The 19,489-nt window shown below is 70.6% G+C and carries 23 protein-coding genes; 17 read left to right on the forward strand and 6 right to left on the reverse strand.

Annotation, left to right across the window (positions count from 1 at the left end; all coding sequences use genetic code 11):
- The first annotated feature begins 3 nt into the window (after window positions 1–3).
- The 10 genes from ABZX40_RS17985 (at window position 4) to ABZX40_RS18030 (ending at window position 9,336) form a co-directional block, all read left to right on the forward strand.
- Entirely contained in the window at window positions 4–426 is a 423-nt protein-coding gene (locus tag ABZX40_RS17985; RefSeq protein ID WP_355731750.1) for a phage tail tube protein, read from the forward strand.
- Entirely contained in the window at window positions 426–737 is a 312-nt protein-coding gene (locus tag ABZX40_RS17990; protein WP_355731752.1) for a hypothetical protein, read from the forward strand. Before ABZX40_RS17985 ends, ABZX40_RS17990 begins: the two co-directional genes overlap by 1 nt.
- On the forward strand, window positions 737–1,105 hold the full coding sequence (locus tag ABZX40_RS17995; protein WP_355731754.1) for a hypothetical protein: 369 nt from the start codon (window positions 737–739) through the stop codon (window positions 1,103–1,105). The genes ABZX40_RS17990 and ABZX40_RS17995 overlap by 1 nt, the downstream gene beginning before the upstream one ends.
- A gap of 53 nt (window positions 1,106–1,158) precedes the next feature.
- Window positions 1,159–1,452, forward strand: coding sequence for a DUF4035 domain-containing protein (locus ABZX40_RS18000; RefSeq protein ID WP_355731756.1), 294 nt, complete (start codon window positions 1,159–1,161; stop codon window positions 1,450–1,452).
- Between the two features lie 75 nt (window positions 1,453–1,527).
- Complete coding sequence (locus ABZX40_RS18005) at window positions 1,528–3,651, forward strand: hypothetical protein (protein ID WP_355731758.1); 2,124 nt, start codon at window positions 1,528–1,530, stop codon at window positions 3,649–3,651.
- Window positions 3,652–3,715: 64 nt separating this feature from the next.
- Window positions 3,716–7,519: a carbohydrate binding domain-containing protein gene (locus ABZX40_RS18010; protein WP_355731759.1), complete on the forward strand. Its 3,804-nt coding sequence runs from the start codon at window positions 3,716–3,718 to the stop codon at window positions 7,517–7,519.
- Between the two features lie 10 nt (window positions 7,520–7,529).
- Window positions 7,530–8,039 carry a hypothetical protein gene (locus tag ABZX40_RS18015; protein ID WP_355731761.1) on the forward strand — a complete coding sequence of 170 codons (510 nt, stop codon included), beginning with the start codon at window positions 7,530–7,532 and terminating at the stop codon, window positions 8,037–8,039.
- 65 nt (window positions 8,040–8,104) lie between these two features.
- Window positions 8,105–8,788 carry a LysM peptidoglycan-binding domain-containing protein gene (locus tag ABZX40_RS18020; protein WP_355731763.1) on the forward strand — a complete coding sequence of 228 codons (684 nt, stop codon included), beginning with the start codon at window positions 8,105–8,107 and terminating at the stop codon, window positions 8,786–8,788.
- 12 nt (window positions 8,789–8,800) lie between these two features.
- A complete protein-coding gene (locus ABZX40_RS18025; protein ID WP_355731764.1) occupies window positions 8,801–9,025 on the forward strand; it encodes a holin in 225 nt (74 codons plus the stop codon).
- A complete protein-coding gene (locus tag ABZX40_RS18030) occupies window positions 9,025–9,336 on the forward strand; it encodes a hypothetical protein (RefSeq protein WP_355731766.1) in 312 nt (103 codons plus the stop codon). The genes ABZX40_RS18025 and ABZX40_RS18030 overlap by 1 nt, the downstream gene beginning before the upstream one ends.
- A gap of 114 nt (window positions 9,337–9,450) precedes the next feature.
- On the opposite strand, the gene ABZX40_RS18035 is transcribed toward ABZX40_RS18030, so the two are convergent.
- Window positions 9,451–10,302, reverse strand: coding sequence for a helix-turn-helix transcriptional regulator (locus tag ABZX40_RS18035; RefSeq protein WP_355731768.1), 852 nt, complete (start codon window positions 10,300–10,302; stop codon window positions 9,451–9,453).
- 19 nt (window positions 10,303–10,321) lie between these two features.
- The gene (locus ABZX40_RS18040; RefSeq protein ID WP_355731770.1) at window positions 10,322–11,074 is read right to left on the reverse strand and encodes a DUF6879 family protein; all 753 of its coding nucleotides are present in this window, start codon (window positions 11,072–11,074) and stop codon (window positions 10,322–10,324) included.
- A gap of 171 nt (window positions 11,075–11,245) precedes the next feature.
- On the opposite strand from ABZX40_RS18040, the gene ABZX40_RS18045 reads away from it, so the two are divergent.
- The 6 genes from ABZX40_RS18045 (at window position 11,246) to ABZX40_RS18070 (ending at window position 14,365) form a co-directional block, all read left to right on the forward strand.
- Entirely contained in the window at window positions 11,246–11,461 is a 216-nt protein-coding gene (locus ABZX40_RS18045; RefSeq protein ID WP_355731771.1) for a hypothetical protein, read from the forward strand.
- Window positions 11,458–12,075 (forward strand): DUF6415 family natural product biosynthesis protein, encoded by a 618-nt coding sequence (locus ABZX40_RS18050; protein WP_355731773.1) that lies wholly within the window; start codon window positions 11,458–11,460, stop codon window positions 12,073–12,075. The genes ABZX40_RS18045 and ABZX40_RS18050 overlap by 4 nt, the downstream gene beginning before the upstream one ends.
- Complete coding sequence (locus tag ABZX40_RS18055) at window positions 12,072–12,530, forward strand: hypothetical protein (protein ID WP_355731775.1); 459 nt, start codon at window positions 12,072–12,074, stop codon at window positions 12,528–12,530. The genes ABZX40_RS18050 and ABZX40_RS18055 overlap by 4 nt, the downstream gene beginning before the upstream one ends.
- Window positions 12,527–12,739: a hypothetical protein gene (locus ABZX40_RS18060; protein ID WP_355731777.1), complete on the forward strand. Its 213-nt coding sequence runs from the start codon at window positions 12,527–12,529 to the stop codon at window positions 12,737–12,739. Before ABZX40_RS18055 ends, ABZX40_RS18060 begins: the two co-directional genes overlap by 4 nt.
- 320 nt (window positions 12,740–13,059) lie before the next feature.
- Window positions 13,060–13,527, forward strand: coding sequence for a hypothetical protein (locus tag ABZX40_RS18065; RefSeq protein ID WP_355731778.1), 468 nt, complete (start codon window positions 13,060–13,062; stop codon window positions 13,525–13,527).
- A gap of 163 nt (window positions 13,528–13,690) precedes the next feature.
- The gene (locus tag ABZX40_RS18070; protein ID WP_355731780.1) at window positions 13,691–14,365 is read left to right on the forward strand and encodes a class I SAM-dependent methyltransferase; all 675 of its coding nucleotides are present in this window, start codon (window positions 13,691–13,693) and stop codon (window positions 14,363–14,365) included.
- A 529-nt stretch (window positions 14,366–14,894) separates the two neighbouring features.
- Here ABZX40_RS18070 and ABZX40_RS18075 read toward each other — a convergent pair.
- The 4 genes from ABZX40_RS18075 to ABZX40_RS18090 form a co-directional block, all read right to left on the reverse strand.
- Window positions 14,895–15,065, reverse strand: a complete 171-nt coding sequence (locus ABZX40_RS18075) for a hypothetical protein (RefSeq protein WP_355731782.1) — start codon at window positions 15,063–15,065, stop codon at window positions 14,895–14,897.
- 88 nt (window positions 15,066–15,153) lie between these two features.
- The gene (locus tag ABZX40_RS18080) at window positions 15,154–15,558 is read right to left on the reverse strand and encodes a hypothetical protein (protein WP_355731783.1); all 405 of its coding nucleotides are present in this window, start codon (window positions 15,556–15,558) and stop codon (window positions 15,154–15,156) included.
- Window positions 15,559–15,959: 401 nt separating this feature from the next.
- Window positions 15,960–17,033, reverse strand: a complete 1,074-nt coding sequence (locus ABZX40_RS18085; RefSeq protein WP_355732126.1) for a serine/threonine-protein kinase — start codon at window positions 17,031–17,033, stop codon at window positions 15,960–15,962.
- A gap of 94 nt (window positions 17,034–17,127) precedes the next feature.
- On the reverse strand, window positions 17,128–17,955 hold the full coding sequence (locus ABZX40_RS18090) for a hypothetical protein (protein ID WP_355731785.1): 828 nt from the start codon (window positions 17,953–17,955) through the stop codon (window positions 17,128–17,130).
- Between the two features lie 300 nt (window positions 17,956–18,255).
- On the opposite strand from ABZX40_RS18090, the gene ABZX40_RS18095 reads away from it, so the two are divergent.
- Window positions 18,256–19,464 (forward strand): acyl-CoA dehydrogenase family protein, encoded by a 1,209-nt coding sequence (locus ABZX40_RS18095; protein ID WP_355731787.1) that lies wholly within the window; start codon window positions 18,256–18,258, stop codon window positions 19,462–19,464.
- The last annotated feature ends 25 nt before the right edge of the window (window positions 19,465–19,489 follow it).

Raw genomic sequence — 19,489 nt, forward strand, 5'->3', positions numbered from 1 at the left:
CCCATGGCCGGTCTGGACGCTTTCGGTACCCAGCTGCAACGCGGTGACGGTGCCACCCCGAGCGAGACGTTCACGGCGATCGCGAACGTCACCGACATCACCCCGCCCGCGCTGGAGCGGGAGACCTACGACGTCACCGCACACGACAGCGCGGACGGCTGGCGGGAGCACACCGGCGGCCTCAAGGACGGCGGTGAGGTCGAGATCGAGATCAACTACGATCCCCGCGAACACGATGCGCTGGTCGACGACTTCAACGACACCACGCCCCGCAACTACAAGATCGTGTGGCCGGGCAGCCTCGGCTCCTGGGCGTTCGCGGCGGTGCTGACGAACTTCGAGCCGGAGGCGCCGCACGACGACAAGCTCGCCGCGTCGGCCACGTTCAAGGTGTCGGGCAAGCCCGTCATCACCACCGGCGCCTGATGGCGCGGACCGTCGTCTACGAGGCGGACTGGTGGCCGCACATCAACCTCAGCGGGCAGCGCGCCGAGCTGTGCGCGTGGCTGGCCGAGAACGGCATCGACCCCGACGACGTCCCGGTCGGCGCCAGCATCGTGATCGAGCCCCTCACCCCCGGCGGGGGTCGCGCGATCCGGCACACCGTCCATCTGCGCAACGCCGCCGGCTGCAAGTACCACGACGAGGCCCTCGGCGACCCCGCCCAGGAGGAACGCGTCGTCCCCCTGGTCGCAGATCCCCCGCCGCACTGGCCCACCCTCAAGGAGAGTCCCTGATGACGCAGTACCTGTCCGCCGAGCAGATCCTCAACGTCGACGACCTCAAGTACGAGGACGTCGCCGTGCCGGAGTGGGGCGGGACCGTGCGGGTGCGGGAACTCACCGGCACCGACCGCGACAAGTTCGAGTCCGCGTTCGTCGGCAAGGACGGCAAGTCCGTCCGCGCCGAGGGCCTGGAGGGCTACCGGGCCCGGCTCGCCGCGGCCTCGATCGTGGACCAGAACGGCAAGGTCCTGTTCCGGTCGGCGGCCGAGGCGAAGCGGCTCGGCGAGAAGTCCGCAGCCGCGCTCCAGCGGGTGTGCGACGCCGCCACCCGCCTGTCGGAGATCACGGAAGAGGACGTCAAGGAACTGACGGGAAACTGAGAGCGCGGCCCGCCCGGCAGTTCTACTTCCGGCTGGCCGCGCACCTCGGCGGGATGACCGTCCGCGAACTCCTGGCCCGCACCACGTCCAGCGAGCTGGCGGAGTGGCAGGCATACGAGCAGCTTTCGGGCCCGCTCGGGCCCGCGCGCGGTGACCTCCAGGCCGCGCTGATCGCGTCCGTCGTCGCGGGCGTCAACCGCGGCAAAGGCCAGCGCGCCCCGAAGATCAGCGACTTCATGCCGCGCTGGGACCGCACGAGAACCGAGAAGTCGCCGGAGGAGCTGTTCCAGCTCGCCCGGATGACCAACGCCGCCCTCGGCGGCAGCACCAACACCACAACTCCATAGAGACCTAGCGGCACGCCCCCTGAGGGGGGCTGCGTCTGCCCGAGGGGGTGATGGCCTGTGGCCACCCTCGCGAGCATGACGGTGCGCCTGGGCATCGACACCGACGCCGTCCGCGCCGGAGCCGACCGCGCCAAGAAGATCCTCGGCGGCCTCGGCAAGGCGGTCGCCGGGCTCGGCGTCGGCCTGCCGGTGGTTGCCGCGCTGGGCGCCGGGGTCGGCGGTCTGGTCGCCGCGTTCGCCTCCGCCGGGGTCGCGGTGAAAGCGTTCCAGCTCGCGGTCGGCCCGCAGATGCAGGAGGTCGCGGCCGTCGCGGACCTTGCCGCGGAAGCGGAGAAGGCCGCCGCCGAAGGGGCCGAGGACGCCGCCGAGAAGCAGCAGGCATACAACGATGCGCTCGCCGAGCTGCCGCCCGCGACGAGGGCGACGGCGAAGGAGTTCATCGGCCTGAAGTCGGACTACGCCGCCTGGTCCGACAGCCTGTCCGGCACGACGATGCCCGTGTTCACGCGCGGGTTGCAGGCGGTGCGGCGGCTGCTGCCGCTGCTCACCCCGTTCGTCAAAGCCGCGGCCGGAGCGTTCGGCGAGTTCGTCGACTCGATCGACCGGGCCAGCAGGGGCAAGGGCCTTCAGTCGTTCGCCGACTCGATGGCGAAGGTCGCCGGGCAGAATCTGGAGTCGCTGCTCTTCGGCCTGAAGAACATCGCCGTCGGTATCGGCGGGGTCATCAAGGCGTTCCTGCCGCTGTCGGACGAGATGTCCGGCGGCTTCGAGGAGAGCACCGCGGCGTTCGCCGCCTGGGGGCAGGGCCTCGGTGAGAGCGAGGGCTTCGCCGAGTTCGTCGCGCTGGCCAAGCAGGGCGCCACCACCCTGGGCACCCTCGCCACCACCGCGCTGGTCCTGTTGCAGGCGTTCGCGCCGCTGATCGGCCTCACCGCGGTCGTCGCCCTGCACCTGGCGCAGGTCATCAACGCGATGCCGCCCGGCGCGGTCCAGGCCATCGCCTACGCGATCCTGGCCGCGGTCCTCGCGTTCAAGGCGTTCGCCCTCGCGAGCAGGGCCGTCGACACCGCGTCGGACCTGATGGAGTCGCGGCTCGGACGGGTCGCCCGCCGCTGGGTGTCGACCGCGACGACAGCGGTCAAGGCGCAGCTGCGGATCGCGGCGGGCGCGGTGCGCGCGGGCCTGCGCACCGCGGGCGCGTGGGCGGCGACCGCCGCCAGAGCGACCGCGACATGGCTCGCCACGATCCTGCGGATCGCCGCCGTCACCGTCGCCCGCTACGCGATGATGGCCGGCCGCGCCCTGTGGTGGGCCGCCCGCATGGCCGCCAGCTGGTTTGTTGCCATGGGCCCGATCGGCTGGGTCCTGCTGGCGGTCGCCGGTCTGGTCACGCTGATCATCGTCTACTGGGACGAGATCAAAGCCTGGACCGCCGCCGCCTGGGACTGGGTGTGGCAGAAGATCAAGGCGGCGATCGGGTTCGCGCTCGCCTCGATCGGCCTGCTCGCCCAGGTCCCGGGCTGGATCGCGGACTGGTTCACCCGGGCCAAGGACTGGGCGATCGAGAAGGCGCTCGCCCTGGTCGCGTGGATGCTCGGCCTGCCGAAACGTATCTACGGCGCGCTGGCCGCGCTGCCGGGGTTCCTGCGCGAGCGGGCGCTCGCCTCGCTCCGCGCGTTCCGGGACGCCGCCGTGGACCGGGCGACCGCGTTCCTGACGTGGATGAACGGGCTCCCGCGCCGCATCGGCAACGCGGTGGGGTCCCTGGGAAGCCTCCTCTACGGCAAGGGCCGCGACGTCGTGACCGGCCTGTGGAACGGCATCAAGTCCATGGGCGCGTGGCTGCGTTCCACCCTGACCGGCTGGGCGAGAGACCTGATCCCCGGGCCCATCGCCGACGCCCTCGGGATCTCCTCGCCGTCCAAGCTCATGGGCGACGAGATCGGACGGTGGCTGCCGCCGGGGATCGTCGAGGGCGCCGAGGCCGCCGCTCCCGCCATGAACAAGGCCCTGGCCGGGCTGGTGCAGGTGCCGGGCCTGGACGCCGTGAACCGCTCCCGCCGCTCCCAGCTCGCCGCCGCCCCCGCAGGGCTCCGTATCGAACTGGCCGGCCCGGACGACATGAAGCGCCTCATCCGCAAGATCGTCCAGAAGACCGGCCGCGGCGGCACCACCGACGCCGCGTTCAGCGCCGCGTAGGTGCCGGTCTGCGGACCAGGCACGGCCGCCCGGACGAGCATCCCAGAGAAAGGGGGCGGCGGTTGTGCCGTTCGACATCCTGACCGAGATCGAGCTGCCCGGCGGGCAGTGGATCCCCGTGCGCACCTACGAGCGCGACACGATCGAGGTGACGACCGGCCGCCCGGACATGGGCACCCAGACCGACCCCGGCAGCCTCACCGTCACCATCGACAACCGGGCCGCCCGCTACTCCTGGCGCAACCCCGAGTCGGACCTGTACGGGCTGATCGGCCCCAACACCCGCATCCGCACCAGCGTGCCCGGCCAGGTGACCTACCTCCAGCTGGACGGCAGCCCCGCCAACCTGGCCTCCACTCCCGACCACACCAGCCTGGACATCACCGGTGACCTGGACGTCCGCTGGGAGGGCGAGGCGGACTGGCACGGGGCCGGTGCCCGGATGCTGGTCGGGAAGTGGGCAGACGCCGGGCAGCGGTCCTACCACCTGCGGATCCAGGACGGGTTCGTCGTCCTCCAATGCACGACCGACGGCACCTTCGGCGAGTGGCACTCGGGAGAGCTGCCCGCGCTGCCGCGCCGTGCCGCCCTGCGCGGCGTCCTCGACACCGGCACCCCCGCCGGGGGCTTCACCTTCACCTTCTACTGGGCGCCGTCCCTGGACGGCCCCTGGACCCGGATCGGCGAAGGCGTCTACCCGACGGGCGCGTTCAGCACGTTCGTGTCCACGGCCCCGCTGACGGTCGCGCCGTCGCAGCTCGACGCGCTGGCCGTGCCGCAGCGTCCGCCGATGGCGGGCCGCTGCTACCGCGCCGAGGTCCGCAACGGCATCAACGGCACCGTCGTCGCCTCGCCGGACTTCTCCGCGCAGGCGCCGGGCACGACCGGGTTCACGGACTCGGCGGGCCGCGCGTGGACAGTGGCCGGGAACGCCACGATCCGGGACCGCGAGGACCTGATCGTCGCCGAGGTCCCCGAGTGGCCGCAGGGCTGGACGCCGGACGAGTCCGACGGCTGGGTCACCATCGAGGCCGCCGGGATCCTGCGGCGCCTCAGCCAGGGCCGCAAACAGCTCCAGTCCACCCTGCGCCGCCGCATCCCCTCCGGCCTGCCCCTCGCCTACTGGCCCATGGAGGACGGACGTGATGCGACCAGCGCGTCCAGCCCGCTCCCGATGGTGAGGCCGCTGTTCATGCGGGGCTGGGACATGGCTGCGGACGACGGCCTCGCCGGATCCGCCGCGCTGCCCGTCATCCGCAGCCAGGCCACCCTGTCCGGCACCATCTGGCGCGGCCCCACAACCGGCCAGTGGCACACCGAATTCATCTACTTCCTCCCCAACACCGGGCCCGCCACCGCCCGCACCGTCCTCCAGTGGACCAGCAGCGGCACCGTCAAGCGGTGGCGGCTGATGCTGAAGACGCTGGAGGCGTCCGTCCTCGGCTACGACAGCGAGGAGCAGCTCGTCATCAACCAGCCCGTCACCCTCGGGACGAACCTGTTCAACGCGTGGGTGCGCTGGCAGCTCATGGCCGCACAGGACGGCAGCACGGTGGACTGGAGGGTCCGCTGGATCCCCATCGGCGGCACCGGCGGCGCCGTCACCGGCTCCTACACCGGCACCGCGGGCCGTATCACCGGCGTCCGCGGCACCGACGGCGGAGCCTCGGGCGACCTCGACGGCCTCGTCATCGGCCACATCGGCGTGTTCGCCGAGGAGAACACCTTCATCTACAACTTCGCCGACCACGGCTTCAACGGCGACTCCGCATGGGCCCGGATGCGCCGCCTGTCCAGCGAGGAAGGACTCCCCATCGGCCGCGTCCGCGGCCCCGTCCCCTCACTGCCCATCGGCCCCCAGCGGCAGGACACCGTCCTCAACCTCGTCCAGGCCGCCGCCGACTCCGACGGCGGCCGGCTCCTGGAGGACCGGGCCCGGCCCGCCCTGCTCTACCGCGACCGGACCAGCATGTACAGCCAGACCCCCACCCTCACCCTCTCCTACAGCGACGCCCCCGGCCTCGCCCACCCCCTCGACCCCGTCGACGACGACACCGCCTACCGCAACGACCGCACCGTCACCCGCGACGGCGGATCCAACGCCCGCGCCGTCCTCGAAACCGGCCGCCTGTCCATCCAGGCCCCGCCGGACGGCATCGGCCTCTACGACGACTCGGTCACCCTCTCCCTCCACACCGACGACCAGGCCGAAACCGTCGCGTTCTGGCGCCTGCACCAGGGCACCGTCGACGCCCCCCGCTACCCGCAGGTGAAAGTCCTCCTCCACAAGGCCCCCCAGCTGATCCCCGCGGTGCTGGCAACACCCGAGGGCAACCTGATCCGCATCACGGGCCTGCCCAAGCGGGTCGGCGGCGGCACCGCCGACCTCCTCGTCGAAGGCATCAAGCACGAACTGACGCTGGAGACCTGGACGGTGACGTTCAACTGCTCGCCCGGCCAGCCCTGGAACGTCGCCAAGGTGAGCGACCCCCGGCTCGGCCGCGCCGACGCCAGCGCCGCAGGATCCACCGTCGCCGTGCCCGTCTCCGCGACCGGCACCCAGTTCGCCGTCCACACCCCCGCCCGCGACCACCGTGCGCCCGTCCCCTGGATCACCTCCCTCGACCGGCTCACCACCAACCCCGACATGGAAGCCGACCTGGCCGGGTGGACGCCGACCGGCGCCACCACCGCCCGCGTGCCCACGCCGGCCGCGGCACCGTTCGGCGGGGACTGGAGCATGCAGCTCACCCCCACCGGCGCCGCCGCCACCGCCTACGCAGAGTCCACCCCGGTCACCACCGGCATCACCGCGGGCAGCACATACACGGTCCACGCATGGGTGCGCTGCGCGGTCGCCCGCACGGTCAACGTGAACGTCAACTGGTACACCAGCGGCGGGACGTACATCTCCACCACGGGCGTCAGCCAGGCGGTCACGGCCGGGGTGTGGACACGGATCAGCGGGACGCTCACCGCACCGGCCACCGCCGCCCGCGCCTCCCTGGCGCCCACCATGACCGGCACCCCGCCCAGCTCGCACGTCCTCCTGGTCGACGTCGCGTTCCTCGGCACCGGCACCCGGGGCCAGTACGCGCGGGACTTCCCCTTCGACCTTCGCACCGGGGGCGAGGTCATCCGCATCCGCGGCTGCGAGCCGGCCGCGCGGGACACCTTCACCCGGAGCGCCGGCAGCACCTGGGGCACCGCCGACAACGGCCTGGGCTGGGCGCAGAACGGGGGCGCCAACTCGGACCGCAGCGTCAACGGGACCTCGGGCGTGATCACGCTTGCGTCCGCTCCGGACACCGTGCGCTTCCAGCGGATCCTCGCCGGGATCGCCGACGCCGAGGTCCTGGTCCGCCTCAGCGTGGACCAGATCGCCACCGGCTCGTCGTTCGTCCCCGGCGTCCTGCTCCGCTACACCGACGCCAGCAACTACTACCGCGCCCGCCTCCACTTCGGGACGGGCGGGGCCATGTTCACCTCGATCACCCGCACCACCACCGCCGTCGGCGGCACCCTCTCCCTCCCCTACACCTACACCGCCGGCCAGTGGTTCCGGCTGCGGGCCCGCATCACCGGCCACCGCATCCAGCTCCGCGCCTGGCCCGACGGCACGCGTGAACCCCGCGCGTGGCACAGCGACGAGACCGTCACCACCAGCCCCATCGCCACCGGCCAGATCGGCCTGACCGGCTCGGCGTTCACCGCCAACACCAACGTCAACCCGCAGCTGCGGTTCGACGACTTCCAGGTGCCCACCCCGCAGCTGATGACCGTCCAGCGCTCCGTCAACGGCATCACCAAACCCCACCCCGCCGGCGGCGAGGTCCGCCTCGCCCAGCCCGCCATCGTCGCCCTGTAGGAGGACCCGCGTGCCGTTCGAGACCTGGCAGCCCGGCATGATCATCACCGAGGAACGGCTCGCCGCGATCTCCCCGACATGGCAGGACTGGACACCGGCCTGGACAACATCCACCGGCAACGCCACGCCGAGCCTGGGAGATGCGGCGGTCACCGCCCGGTACGCCGTCGCCGCGACCACCGTCCACTACGAGCTGGTCATCACCTTCGGCGCCACGACCAACTTCGGAAGCAGCCCCGGTTCCGCCGACAACTGGCGCCTCTCCCTGCCGGTGGAGGCCGCGGCCACCACGACGATGGCCGGCTGGGGAGAGATCACGGACACCTCAGCCGGCGTCGGCTCGCGCACCCGCGTCCGGGTACGGCTGACGACGACCAGCCACATGGAGCTGGAAATGTCCGGACCGAGAATCGACGGCACCGCACTGGCCGGGCCGGGGCTGATCGACTCGGCCTCGCCGTGGGTCTGGGCGAACGGGGACATCGTCCGCCTCATGGGCACCTACGAAGCGGCCGTCTGACCACCCACCACACCCCACGCCCCGCGCCCCTCCGGCCGGGGCTTTCCTATTTCCTGGAGCCCTTCATGGCCTGGTACAAGGGCGCGACCCGGTTGGAGTTGCAGCCGGAGTCCCGCGAGCAGAGCAGCATCCGTCCGACCCAGTTCATCCTGCATTCCGTGGTCGCCCCGTGGGACGAGAAGCGGATCTACGCCTACTGGCGCGACTCCACCAGCCTGGAGTCCCACTTCGGCCTGGACTACGACGGCAGCCTCGGGCAGTACCTGTCGACCACCACCCGCGCGGACGCCAACGCGGGCGCCAACCGGCGGCCCGACGGCTCGGGCGCGGTGTCCATCGAGACCGCCTCCAACACCAACGCGTCCGACCCGTGGACCAAGCAGCAACTCGGCGTGCTGATCGACCTCGGCGTGTGGCTGCACCGCGAGCACAAGATCCCCCTGCGGATCTGCCGCAGCGCGAGCGACCCGGGGTTCGGCTACCACTCGCTGTTCCGGTCCTGGTCGACGTCGGGCACCGCCTGCCCCGGCGCGGCGCGCATCAAGCAGTTCCGGGAGGTCGTGTTCCCCGGCATCGTCGCCGCCGCCAATCCCACCACGTACGCGGTCCGCAAGGGCGACACGCTCTGGAGCATCGCCGCCGCCAAGCTGGGCAAGGGGACGCGCTGGACCGAGATCGCCAAGCTCAACAAGCTCTCCGACGCCGACGAGATCACTCCCGGCCAGAAGCTCAAGCTCCCCAAGAAGTAAGGAAGGACCACCATGTTCACTACCGCTTTCTGGAAGGCGACCGGCGAGCGCACCACCCGCACCGTCGCCCAGACCCTCGTCGCCACCCTCGGCCTCGACACCACCGGCGTCCTCGACGTCGACTGGGGCCAGGGCCTCGCGCTCGGCGCATCCGCAGGCGTCCTCACCATCCTCACCGCGCTCGCGGCCGGAACCGTCGACGGGCCCGGCCGGACGGAGAGCGCTCGGAGGACCTGATGACCGTGCCCGAGGCGTCCGTCGCCGTGGAACTGGCTCAGCTGCGGGGGGAGATGCACGCAGGCTTCGAGCAGATCAAGGGGACGCTCGCCCTGCTGGTGGAGCGGACCAACAGGACGGACGCGGATGTCCGGGAGTTGCGGGCCGACCTGGATGCCGAGCTTCAGAAGATCCGGGAGGAGGAGGTCAAGCCTCTGCGGGCGAGGGTCGATGCGCTGGAGAGCCGCCGCTTCCCGCTCCCGGTCGTCGGCGCGCTGGCCACAATCTGCGCCCTGCTCGTCAGCGTCATCGCGCTCATCCTCACCAGCTGAACCACCACGCCCCCTGCCATGGCCACCGCGGCCGTGGCAGGGGGCGTTTCGGCGTGTCCGGGGGTGTAGCAAACGCGGTAATAAAATGACGCCGATTCCTACATCAGACCGGGCTCAGCGGACGTTCAACGATCGCCGCGCTCCAGCGATCAGGTTCTGGGCATCCGCGCCATAGACCGCGGACTCCCGCAGGAGTCTCCAGGTGCGCAGGTAGAGAGCGACACTATCGGCGTCGTCGAGCCACATCTCGGCGTGCCAGACCTCAGTCACGACCTGCTGGTCGTTGTAGATCCAGAAGCCCGTGCCGGGAGGGACCTTCATCGACGCAGCGAGCGGCACGATCCCCAGCTCGACGCTGTCCATACCGATGACACCGGAGAGACGATCGAGCTGAGCAGCGAGCACCGAGGGCGAGCAGACAAGGGACCGCAGCACCGGCTCCCAGAGGAGAACGTGATACTTCCGGCCTCCGCTGTACAGAAGCTTCTGCCGCTGCATGCGGGCCCGCACCGCCGCCTCGATATCCCGGGGCGACTGGTGGAGTTCAACGGAACGGGTGAGGACGGCGCGCGCGTAGTCCGGTGTCTGGAGGACCCCGACGATCCACGAGGATTCCCAGGCCCGGAGCACGGAGGAGCTGGCCTGAGCCTCATTGTGCGCGTCCTGGACGTGTCGGTGCCCCGTGGCGAGTTGCCGCCGCCAGGAGCGGATATGCGACTCGAATCCGGCGAGCCGGGCCCGTAGCTCCTCGTACACCTCTGGCTGACCGCATGCCTCTGCCCACTGGCGCAGGTCCTCGATCGTGGCCGTCTGCCTGCCCAGCTCCAGTTTGGAGATGCGCGAGTTCGGCCAGCCGAGAATCCGGGCGAGCGCCGTGCCGGTGAGCTGACCGTCAGGGGCTGTCAGCCGAAGTTCGCGGAGCCGCAGCCCAAGCGCTTCGCGTGCCTTCTGGTAGTCAGTGCTCACCGGGCCATACTCGCTTCCGCTACTCCTGTGCGTGAACCGCCGCGTTGAACTGCTCGTAGGGAACGGCGAAGTGGCGGGCCACGTCGCGCAGCCTGTTGTACTGGTTGACGCGGGCGGGTTCGGTGATCAGCTCGGCGCCGGTGAGGTTGTCGTCATCGTCGAACAGGCACGAGGCGACGATGTGGGAATCGAAGATCCAGAAGTCTTCGTTGGGCAGGTTCAGCTGTTCGGCGTCCGCCCGCCACATGTTCCCCACTTCTTCGCCCAGCGCAGCGTTCTTCACGGCGTGCGCAAGAAGGTACAGCTGGCCGGGCGTCGGTGGGCTATCGACGATCCGGACCCGTCCGACGTGCGCACCGTCCTGGGTCTTTGCGCGGATCATCTGGCTCCACGGCGTCTCCAGGTCCCAGGTGGGCTGCTCGCCGCGAGCGAACTGGGCGTAGGTGTCCGTGGCCTCGTCCACGGCGTACCGGCGGCGCATCTCCAGATGCCACGCGCTGTGCTGGAAGTTCTCGAAGAGCCGCGCGAACTGCTCCGGTGTGAAGATCCGCGGCTCCGTGTCCCTGTCTCGGGGGCCGAAGTCGATCAGCGTGTTGCGGGGCATCACGATCGGGATCTCGTCCTCGTCGATGTGCTGGAGCTGGGCGAGGGCTTCGGGGTCGGTGAGCCGGGGCCCGTGCACGATGATCTCGCCGCTGTCGAGGTCCTCATGCACTGCGGGGCAGCTCCCTTCGCCGCTGCCCGTGCCGTTGAAGCGCAGCCGTCGGGCCATGACCAGTCCTTTCGCCGGAAACCGATCACCCCAGCATTCCCACGCGGGAAGCCTGAAGCTATGGACCTCTCCCACCCTTCTGAGAAAAGGCAAGGGAAGCAAGGGAAGGGGTGAGAAAAATCAAGAAAAGCGCCTCGCGTCGGCCAAATACCTATCCCTACCGTCCTGTTCATGGCCCAAGAACGCGAATTGAACGACGCTCCGAGCGTCGACCCCTTCACCGCCGTCGAGTCGCTGCGGGCCGCGCTTGATCAGGTCGGCATAGTGCTGCCGTCCCTCGCCGTCGCCCACGGCTCGCCGAGTATTCCACTCGTCGATCTCGGCCGAGTACGCGCAGACGTCGCGGTGCGGCTGGCACACGCACTCCAGCGAGGAGCCCCCGTATGAGCACACTCGTCAACGACATCCCGGCCGAGACGCTCGTCCTGCCAGCGTTGGGCACGCTGTCCGACGCGCAGGTGCGGGGCGAGGTGTGCGTGTGGGACGCCGCCGAGAAACCGCTCACCGTTGAGACGGCGGTCGACCTTGGCGAGCGCGAGAGCGACGGGGACCGCCGCTGGTTCCCCCGAGCCTGCCGACACCACGCCGAACAGCACGCACAGGAGCAGCACCGCACCGGAACCCCCGGCGGCACCAGGGGCGATCCGCTGGACATCACCACGATGCGTAGGGCCGTGCAGCGTCTCCTCGGCCCGGCGGCGGATCCGCCCGGCGAGCACGACATCGACACCCTCACCCTCCAGCTGCGCGGCCACATCATGCTCGTCATCCCGGAGATCGAGCGCCTGGCCGCCACCCTCCCCGCGGAGGACATCCCGCGTGCTTGTGCCGTCGAGGGCGTGGCCGAGGCCCGCAGGCGGCTGGACGCGCAGCCCCGCAGTACCGTGCTGCCCGCGGGGATCGCTCACGCGCAGCGCCTCGCCCGGTCCGTCCGGGCCCTGTGCGACCACTACGAGACCCTGACCGCCGTCCCGCCGTCGTCCGGCGAGGTGGCGCCGTGACCGCGCACTCCATTCTCGATGCCGAGCTGGGGCAACTGACCGACGAGATGCCCGCACCGGGCACACTGACCGTGGGCCAGCGGCAGGGCGAGGCGTGCGTGTGGTGCGCGGTCCACGCCCACGCCGTCGGCGGTCTGAGGCCGCTCGCGTTCGCGGGGGAGCCGAGGCCCTCGGCCTGTCACCGCTGCTGGGCCATCAGGCTGCGCGCACTGCGGACCTACACCGCGTGGCGCGCGCACTCGGACACCTGCTGGTACTGCGCCGGCAGCCGCTGCGCCGCCGCGCGCCCCCTGGCCGCCGCCCACACGGCGGCCCGCGCGGCGGTGACCCGGGACCCGGCGTACTGCGGCCGGTGCAGCGGCGCCCTGCTCGTCACCCACGACAACGTCGTGCCCTTCATCCGGGAGGGCCTCAGCGGCCTCTACCGGTCCTATGCCCACACCATCTGCCCATGACCAGCCCTCTGTCCCCACCCGACCCCCTGCCCCACTGCATCCAGTGCTGGGACTGGGCCTCCGCCCGGCGCCGGGCCCTGGCCGCCGGCAACCTCGCCCGCGTCATCGACCTGAACATTCTCCTGCGCACGCACCACACATGGGATCCCGTCCGCGCCTACCTGGGCGGCCAGATCGGACACATACCCAGGCAGCCGGGCACCCCCTGAACCGCCGTCCGCCCCCCAGGTCGGCGAGGGGCGCACGGCAACCCCTGCGGTCCCGGCCGGTGACCCCGTCCCGGCCGGGACCGCTCAGCGCACGAGCCCATCCCAACCGCCGGAACCTGACAGACCCGACGCCCGAAGCCTCATCACACAGACCGCGGACCCCTCGCTGCCCAACTCCAGTGCTGCGCAGCCCTACGAGGACCGCAGCCCCGAACTCCCGTACCCCCGGAGCACAACCCCCGCGCGGTACGGGACAGCCCCGCCGGCATCCAGCGGCGGGGAGGCAGACGCCAACGCATCCGACAGAATCGGAGGGCACCATGGCAACACCAACCACCGACACCGATCGCTCGCGCGAGACCTACCAGGTCACCCGCGACCCGCGAACCTACGTCAGGCCGGACGTCTGGGACCGCGAGATCGCCCTGCTCATGCGCGACCACCCGTTCGACGAGGTAATGGCCGAACGCCTCTTCTCCGCCGCCGTCTCCTACCTCATCACCGCCATGGAGACGTGGGGCCAGCAGCGGGAGATGTGCTGCGGGCGGATCGTGGACATCGCCGTCCACGTGTTCATCCTCGACACCCGGAACTACCGCGAATTCTGCGCCGAGCACTTCGGCGGAAGGTTCCTGGAGCACATCCCGGAGATCGCCTTCAAGTACGACGGCTCCGTGGAGCGCACCGCGCACATCATCGCCGACAACGGCTTCCCCGTGGACTGGAAGCTGTGGGAAGCCGACTTCGCCAAGTGCGGGCCGTGCAGCCCCGGTTCCAACTGCCACTGATCCGGTAGCCCCGTAGGGGCCGCGCCCGCCCGGGACCGCCACACGGCGGCCCCGGGCGGTGTGCTGTTTACGCTCATATGCGAAGTATCTGGGTTTCCCGTTCGCCACCGGAGGCAGGCGAGTAGTTTGACGCCCCTGGAACCCCACCGCCTCCGGAGGATCGATGTCCAGCGCCGCCCCCACGACCGCAGCCGAGTACTGGGACAAGTACAAGCCCCACCGCGGGCAGGGGCCCCAGCCCAGACCTGCGGCCACCCGCTTCGAATGGACCGGAACCCCCGGCCACGGACCCGGTGCGGAACTCCTCGGCAGCCCGGCGGCAGCACTCGACCTCGGCCCGGCGGAAGGCGAGAACGCGGCCTTCCTCGCCCGCACCGGCGTCGCCGTGACCGCCGTGGACTTCTCCCCCGCACAGGTGGCCAGGGCCCGCGCGTTCTGGGCCGACGTCGAAGGGCTGGAGTTCGTGCACGCGGACGCCTGCGCCTTCCTCGACGGGGACGCGCGGTTGTGGAACACCGTCTACTCGACGTGGGGGGCTGTCTGGTTCACGGACCCTGAGGACCTCCTCCCGCTCGTCGCGCAGCGGCTCGCCCCTGGCGGCGTCTTCGCGTTCTCCCACCGGGAACCGGTAGCCGGCCAGTACGGGGCACAGCCCATGGGCGGCAAGTGGCTCGAAGACCGTGAGACGGAGCTGACGGTGTACCGCTGGCAGTACACCGCCGAGCAGTGGTCGGACATCCTCAAGCGGCACGGATTCACCACCGTCCACACGCGGATTCTCCCCAGCCCCGACCCCGGCGCCCTGGGCACACTGCTCGTGCAGGCGCGGACAGCCTGACCGCACAGACACCGGCCCCGGTCGTCATCACCCGCCGACCGGGGCCGTTCTAGGTCTGCTCGTTGTGGTGAGCGGGGGAGTGCGGGACAATGGGATCGGACCAGCTCAGGACCGATTCCACTCAAGCGGATTGCGTGAGCGGTGCGTGAGCGGAGGTCCCACCGGGCCCCGGATTTTCCGGAGTGGTCCAGAGTCGGGGCCCGCGTGAACAGGGACTTTCGGAGCATCTGGAGTCTGCCAGAGTCTCTCAGAGTGAAACCTAGCGACTCATAATCCGTCGGCCGTGGGTTCGAGTCCCACCCGCCCCACCAGCGTGCCTCTTCGCAGGAACGTTCTGGCCTGCATTCTGATCGCTTCCTCCGCTTGTTTCGGCGAGAGTCGAAGCCTTTCAAGATCGCTTGCCGGCCCGCTGCTGGCCCGAGCGCCAGACGATCAAGACATGAGACGGCCCCCGGTCGGCGAGGCGCCGACCGGGGGCCGCTTCGGACCACCTCTGAAATTTCGGAAGCGGCCTTCGAGAGGGGTCAGGTCACTGGGCGGGCTGTCCGCTGCCGGGGCAGGTCTCCCTGCTGCCGGGCTTCTGGTGGTGCGCGGCGGGCCGGCCGGGCTCGGCGCCCACCCCGGATCCGCAGACCGAGCAGGCGCCCGCACACCGGCCGGGATCGAACCGGCCGCCGGGCCGGTGGTGCATGCATCCCATATCTAGCTCCTCACTCGCGTGGTGGTGCTGGACTGGACGTGCTGTGCAACTCCCCGCCCGGGAACGGGGACCGGCCGGCGGGGAGGACCTAGAGCTTACGGATGAAGACGCGGGCGCTGTTGTGGAAGAACACCGTCAGACCCTGCTTGTCGGGGCGCTCGCCCTCCCGGGTCGACCAGCGCTCGATGCGGGCGATCTCGGGGGACTCGGCCCGGCCGAGAGCGGCGGCGAGCCAGCCCTCGACGTTGTCGCCCGGCTTCGGCTCGGCCCAGGTGGCGGGGGTGCCTTGCTGCGGCTGCTCGTCGTGCTCGTGGCGCTCGCCGTCGGCGAGCTGGCCGACGATGCCCCAGCGGGATTCCTTGCCGTCCACCGTGACGGCCAGACCGTTGGGGGTCTTGGTGTCCCCGGCTTCTTCCAGGGTCTGTACGCGGGTCACCCCCGGCGTGTTCTTCAGTACGTCCAGGGCGAAGGCGGCGAACCGGCGGGAGCGCATGGGCATCAATTCCTCTCGGGGCGGGCCGCGCCAGTCTAGGAACATCTGGGGCCCGACGCGCCGGTGGTGCCTGCGGTCCCGGCCGGGACACGGGTCACCGGCCGGGACCGCAGTGGTTGCCGTCCGTCCCCCGCCGACCCGAGGGGCGGACGGCGGCTCATAGGTATACGGGCGGGCAGACGGTGTACTGGCCTTGTGCGCGGCGGCGACGTTCACATCGAGCGCGGCCCAGGCGTCCGCCGCCCAGACCGGCTTGCCGTCGAGCATGCACGGTGAACTGGTCGACCTCTTCGAGTGACAGGCCCTGGAGGAATCGGCGTGCGTCGTCGGCGCGCAGCCCACCTTCACTCCATCACCCCCGTGCGGGGGAGCGACGCGCCGTACTCCCTCAGGGGGACTTCCTACTCGCAGTAGTGGTCCAGGACATCCGGCAGACGCCGTGCCCAACCGTCGAACGTCAGGTCATCGGGCGCGGTGAGTGTGCAGTCGTACGGAATGTCGTCCGTCACCTCGATGAACAGGGTGCACTGCCGGTCGGGCTTCGAGAGGGTGTGGCTGATGGTCGCGATGTCGCGCCAGGGGAATTCGATGCCGGTGCCCCGGTACCCGACCAGTCTGATCTCGATCCCGTCGGGATCGATGACCACGGCACGTTCGTCGTCCTCGGCGTGGAAGAACTCGGTTTCTCCGACGGGTGCGGTCACGGTCGTCGGCGGTGGCATGACGAGTGTGGTGGGGTAGGGGGCGTCCGCCAACTCGGTGAGAGAGTCCAGTAGTTGCTCCGTGGTGGGGCGGTGGTCGGGGTTCTTCTCCAGGCATGCGCCCACGATCGCGCGCAGGTCTTCCGGGACCGGTGACAGGTCCGCCGGTGAGTGCACCGAGCGGTACATCAGCATCATCGGTGTGCCTGCCCCGAAGGCGCTGCCGCCCGCCGCCGCCACGAGGACGGCGCCGAGCGCGAACACATCGGCGGCGCCCGTCACCTCCCGGCCCTCCGCCTGCTCGGGCGCGAGATAGCCGGGGGTGCCGAAGGTGTGGCCCGTCAGTGTCAGCCGGGTGGACTCGACGGCCCGCGCGATACCGAAGTCCACGACGCGTGGGCCGTCCGGCGCCATGATGATGTTGCCCGGCTTCAGATCGCGGTGGACCAGTCCGCACCCGTGCACGGCCTGAAGGGCCTCTGCGAGCGCCGCGCCGAGGAGTCGCAACTCCCCTTCGGGCATGGGCTCTTCGGCGGTCGCGATCATCTGGGCGAGGGTCGGGCCGGGTACGTACGCCGTGGCCAGCCAGGGCGGTTCGCCGTCCGGGTCGGCGTCCACCACCTGTGCCGTGTGGAAGCCGCCGACCCTGCGCGCCGCGTTCACCTCGGCCCGGAACCGGGCCCGGAAGGCGGTGTCGGAGGCCAGCTCCTGCCGGGCCACCTTCACCGCGAGCAGGCGTCCGCCGCGCGACCGGGCCAGGTACACGGTGCCCATGCCGCCCGCACCGAGTTCCCGCACCACGACGTACGAACCGATCCGCTCCAACTCGTCCTCCCGAGCCAGTGCCCAGTTCCCAGTGCCCAGGGGCTCAGCGCACGTCGATGTAATCGGCCGTGCTGGTGGTGGCGCCGGTCGTGGAGTTGCCGTGGTACACCCAGCGGTAGTAGCCGTCGACCGACGCGGTCACCGTGGTCTTCAGACCGCCGCTGCTGCTGGTGGTGGCCTTCTTGACCGTCCTGTAGGTGTCGGTGCCCTTGGCGCGGAACTGGAGGCTGACCGTACGGCCGCTGTAGGCGTCGTACTTCTTCGTGCTCCAGTTCGCCCGGGTCAGCTTGCCCGTGACGGTGATCGGCTTGCCCTTGGTGACCGGCTCCGGCGAGGCGTTGGTGGTCGCCTTGGCCGCGCGCCTGAGCTGGGCGGTGAGGGACCGCGTCTCCAGCTCCTCGGCCTTGAGCTGGCCGTTGGGCTTGAACAGCTGCAGCACGACACCGACCTTCCAGGTCGTGGCGTCGCTGTTGGAGTCGACGTGCTCCTGGCTCGGGTGCGGGTCGATGAAGAGGCGGCCCTCGCACTCGGTGCGCTTGGAGTCGATCTCGTAGCAGGTGTAGCTGCCCGCCTGGATGTAGTCGTTCCCGGTGGCCGCCGCCGTCTTGATGCTGCCCCGGTAGAGGAAGGGGTGCGCGTCGTACGAGAAGGGGTCGTCGGTGCTGTACCCGGCGGGCAGCCTGACCTTGAAGCTGAGGGGTGGCTCCACCTCCTTCGATGTGCCGACGACGATCGGCTTGCCGTTGTTGATGACGATGTCCGACACGGTGATCCCGGTGTCCGCCGCCTGGGCCGTCGGCGCGTTCAGCACCGAGAGGCCCAGCGCCCCCACGAGCGTGGTCACCGCGACGGTTCGTCTGCCTGTCTTCATGCACAACCTCTTCAGGTGAAATCCACTGCAAAGGGCGGCAGCTTATCCGAAGAGTTCTGAGAGGCCGAAGAGTTTTGAGTGGCTGAAGAGTTGTGAGAGCCCTGAGGGTTTTGAGAGTTCTGGCGGAAAGCCCCGCTCCCGCCGTCCGGGTCTCCTTCGGGTGAATCCGGTGGAACGGCGCGAGGGCCGGGGGCCGGGTGCCCTGTGGACCGTGGACTGTGGACCGTGGACTGTGACCAGGACGCCTTCGCGATCGCGGGGGCGTCCGCCTGGGCCGCAGAGTGAGTTCCGGAGGTACCTATGACGACGTCCGTCTTCTCGTCCGCTGCCGGTGTGGAGGGCGCCTCGCTGATCGGGCGGGCCGCGGAGCTGGTGCCGGTCCTGCGCGCCAACGCGGCGCGCACCGAGGAGGACCGCAGGATCGTGGGCGAGAACATCGCGGCCTTGGGCGAGGTCGGTCTCTTCCGGCTCACGGTGCCGCGGCGCCTCGGTGGGCACGAGGTCAGTATCAGGACCCTTCTCCAGGTCAGCTCGGAGCTGGCGCGCGGCTGCGGTTCGACGGCCTGGGTGAACGCCCTCGTCAATGTGAGCAACTGGATGGTCGCGCTGTTCCCGGAGCGGGTCCAGCGGGAGGTGTGGGGGAGCGATCCGGACGCCCGGGTGTGCAGTGTGCTGTCCCCCAAGGGGATCAGCGGGCAGGCCGACGGCGGCCGGGTGGTCACCGGGAAGTGGGGCTTCGCCTCGGGCAGTCCGCACTGTCAGTGGGCGCTGCTGGGCCTTCCCCTCGTGGACGCCGCCGCCGGACAGCGGATCGACCAGGGTGTGGCGCTGATCCCGATGGAGGAGCTGACGATCGAGGACACCTGGTTCATGGCGGGCATGCGCGGCACCGGGAGCAACACCCTCGTCGCCGACAAGGTGTTCGTCCCCTCGCATCGCATCATGTCGCTCACCAAGGCCATCGGCGGTGAGTACGGCACCGAGCGCACGGACGAAACCCTGTACCGGTCGGCGCTGGTTCCGGTGCTCGCCCTGGTGCTGGCCGGGCCCCAGGTGGGGCTGGCGAAGGCCGCGCTGGAGGTGGTCATGGAGTCGCTCGCCGAGGGGAGGGGCATCGCGCACACCTCCTACGAGCGTTCCCGTGAGGCGCCCTCCACCCAGACGCAGCTCGCCGAGGCGGCACAGCTCATCGACACCGCCGAACTGCATCTGCTGCGATGCGCCGATGACATCGACGCCTGGGCCGCGAAGGGCACGTACATGCCTCTGCTGGGCCGGGCCCGTGCCCGTATGGACACCGGGTACATCGCGCGCTGCGCGCGGGAGGCGATCGACCGGCTGCTCAGTGTCCAGGGCGCGGGCAGCTTCGCGGAGGCCGCCCCGCTCCAGCGGATCTGGCGGGACCAGGAGACCGGGAGCCGCCACGCGATCGTCAACCCGGCCATCGCGACGGAGCTGTACGGGCGGGCCCTGCTGGGTGTCGAGGAGCAGGTCACCCTGATGATCTGACCGGGTGCGGCTGGTCGCTGAGGAG

Source organism: Streptomyces sp. NPDC004610, assembly GCF_040609715.1.
GTDB lineage: Bacteria > Actinomycetota > Actinomycetes > Streptomycetales > Streptomycetaceae > Streptomyces.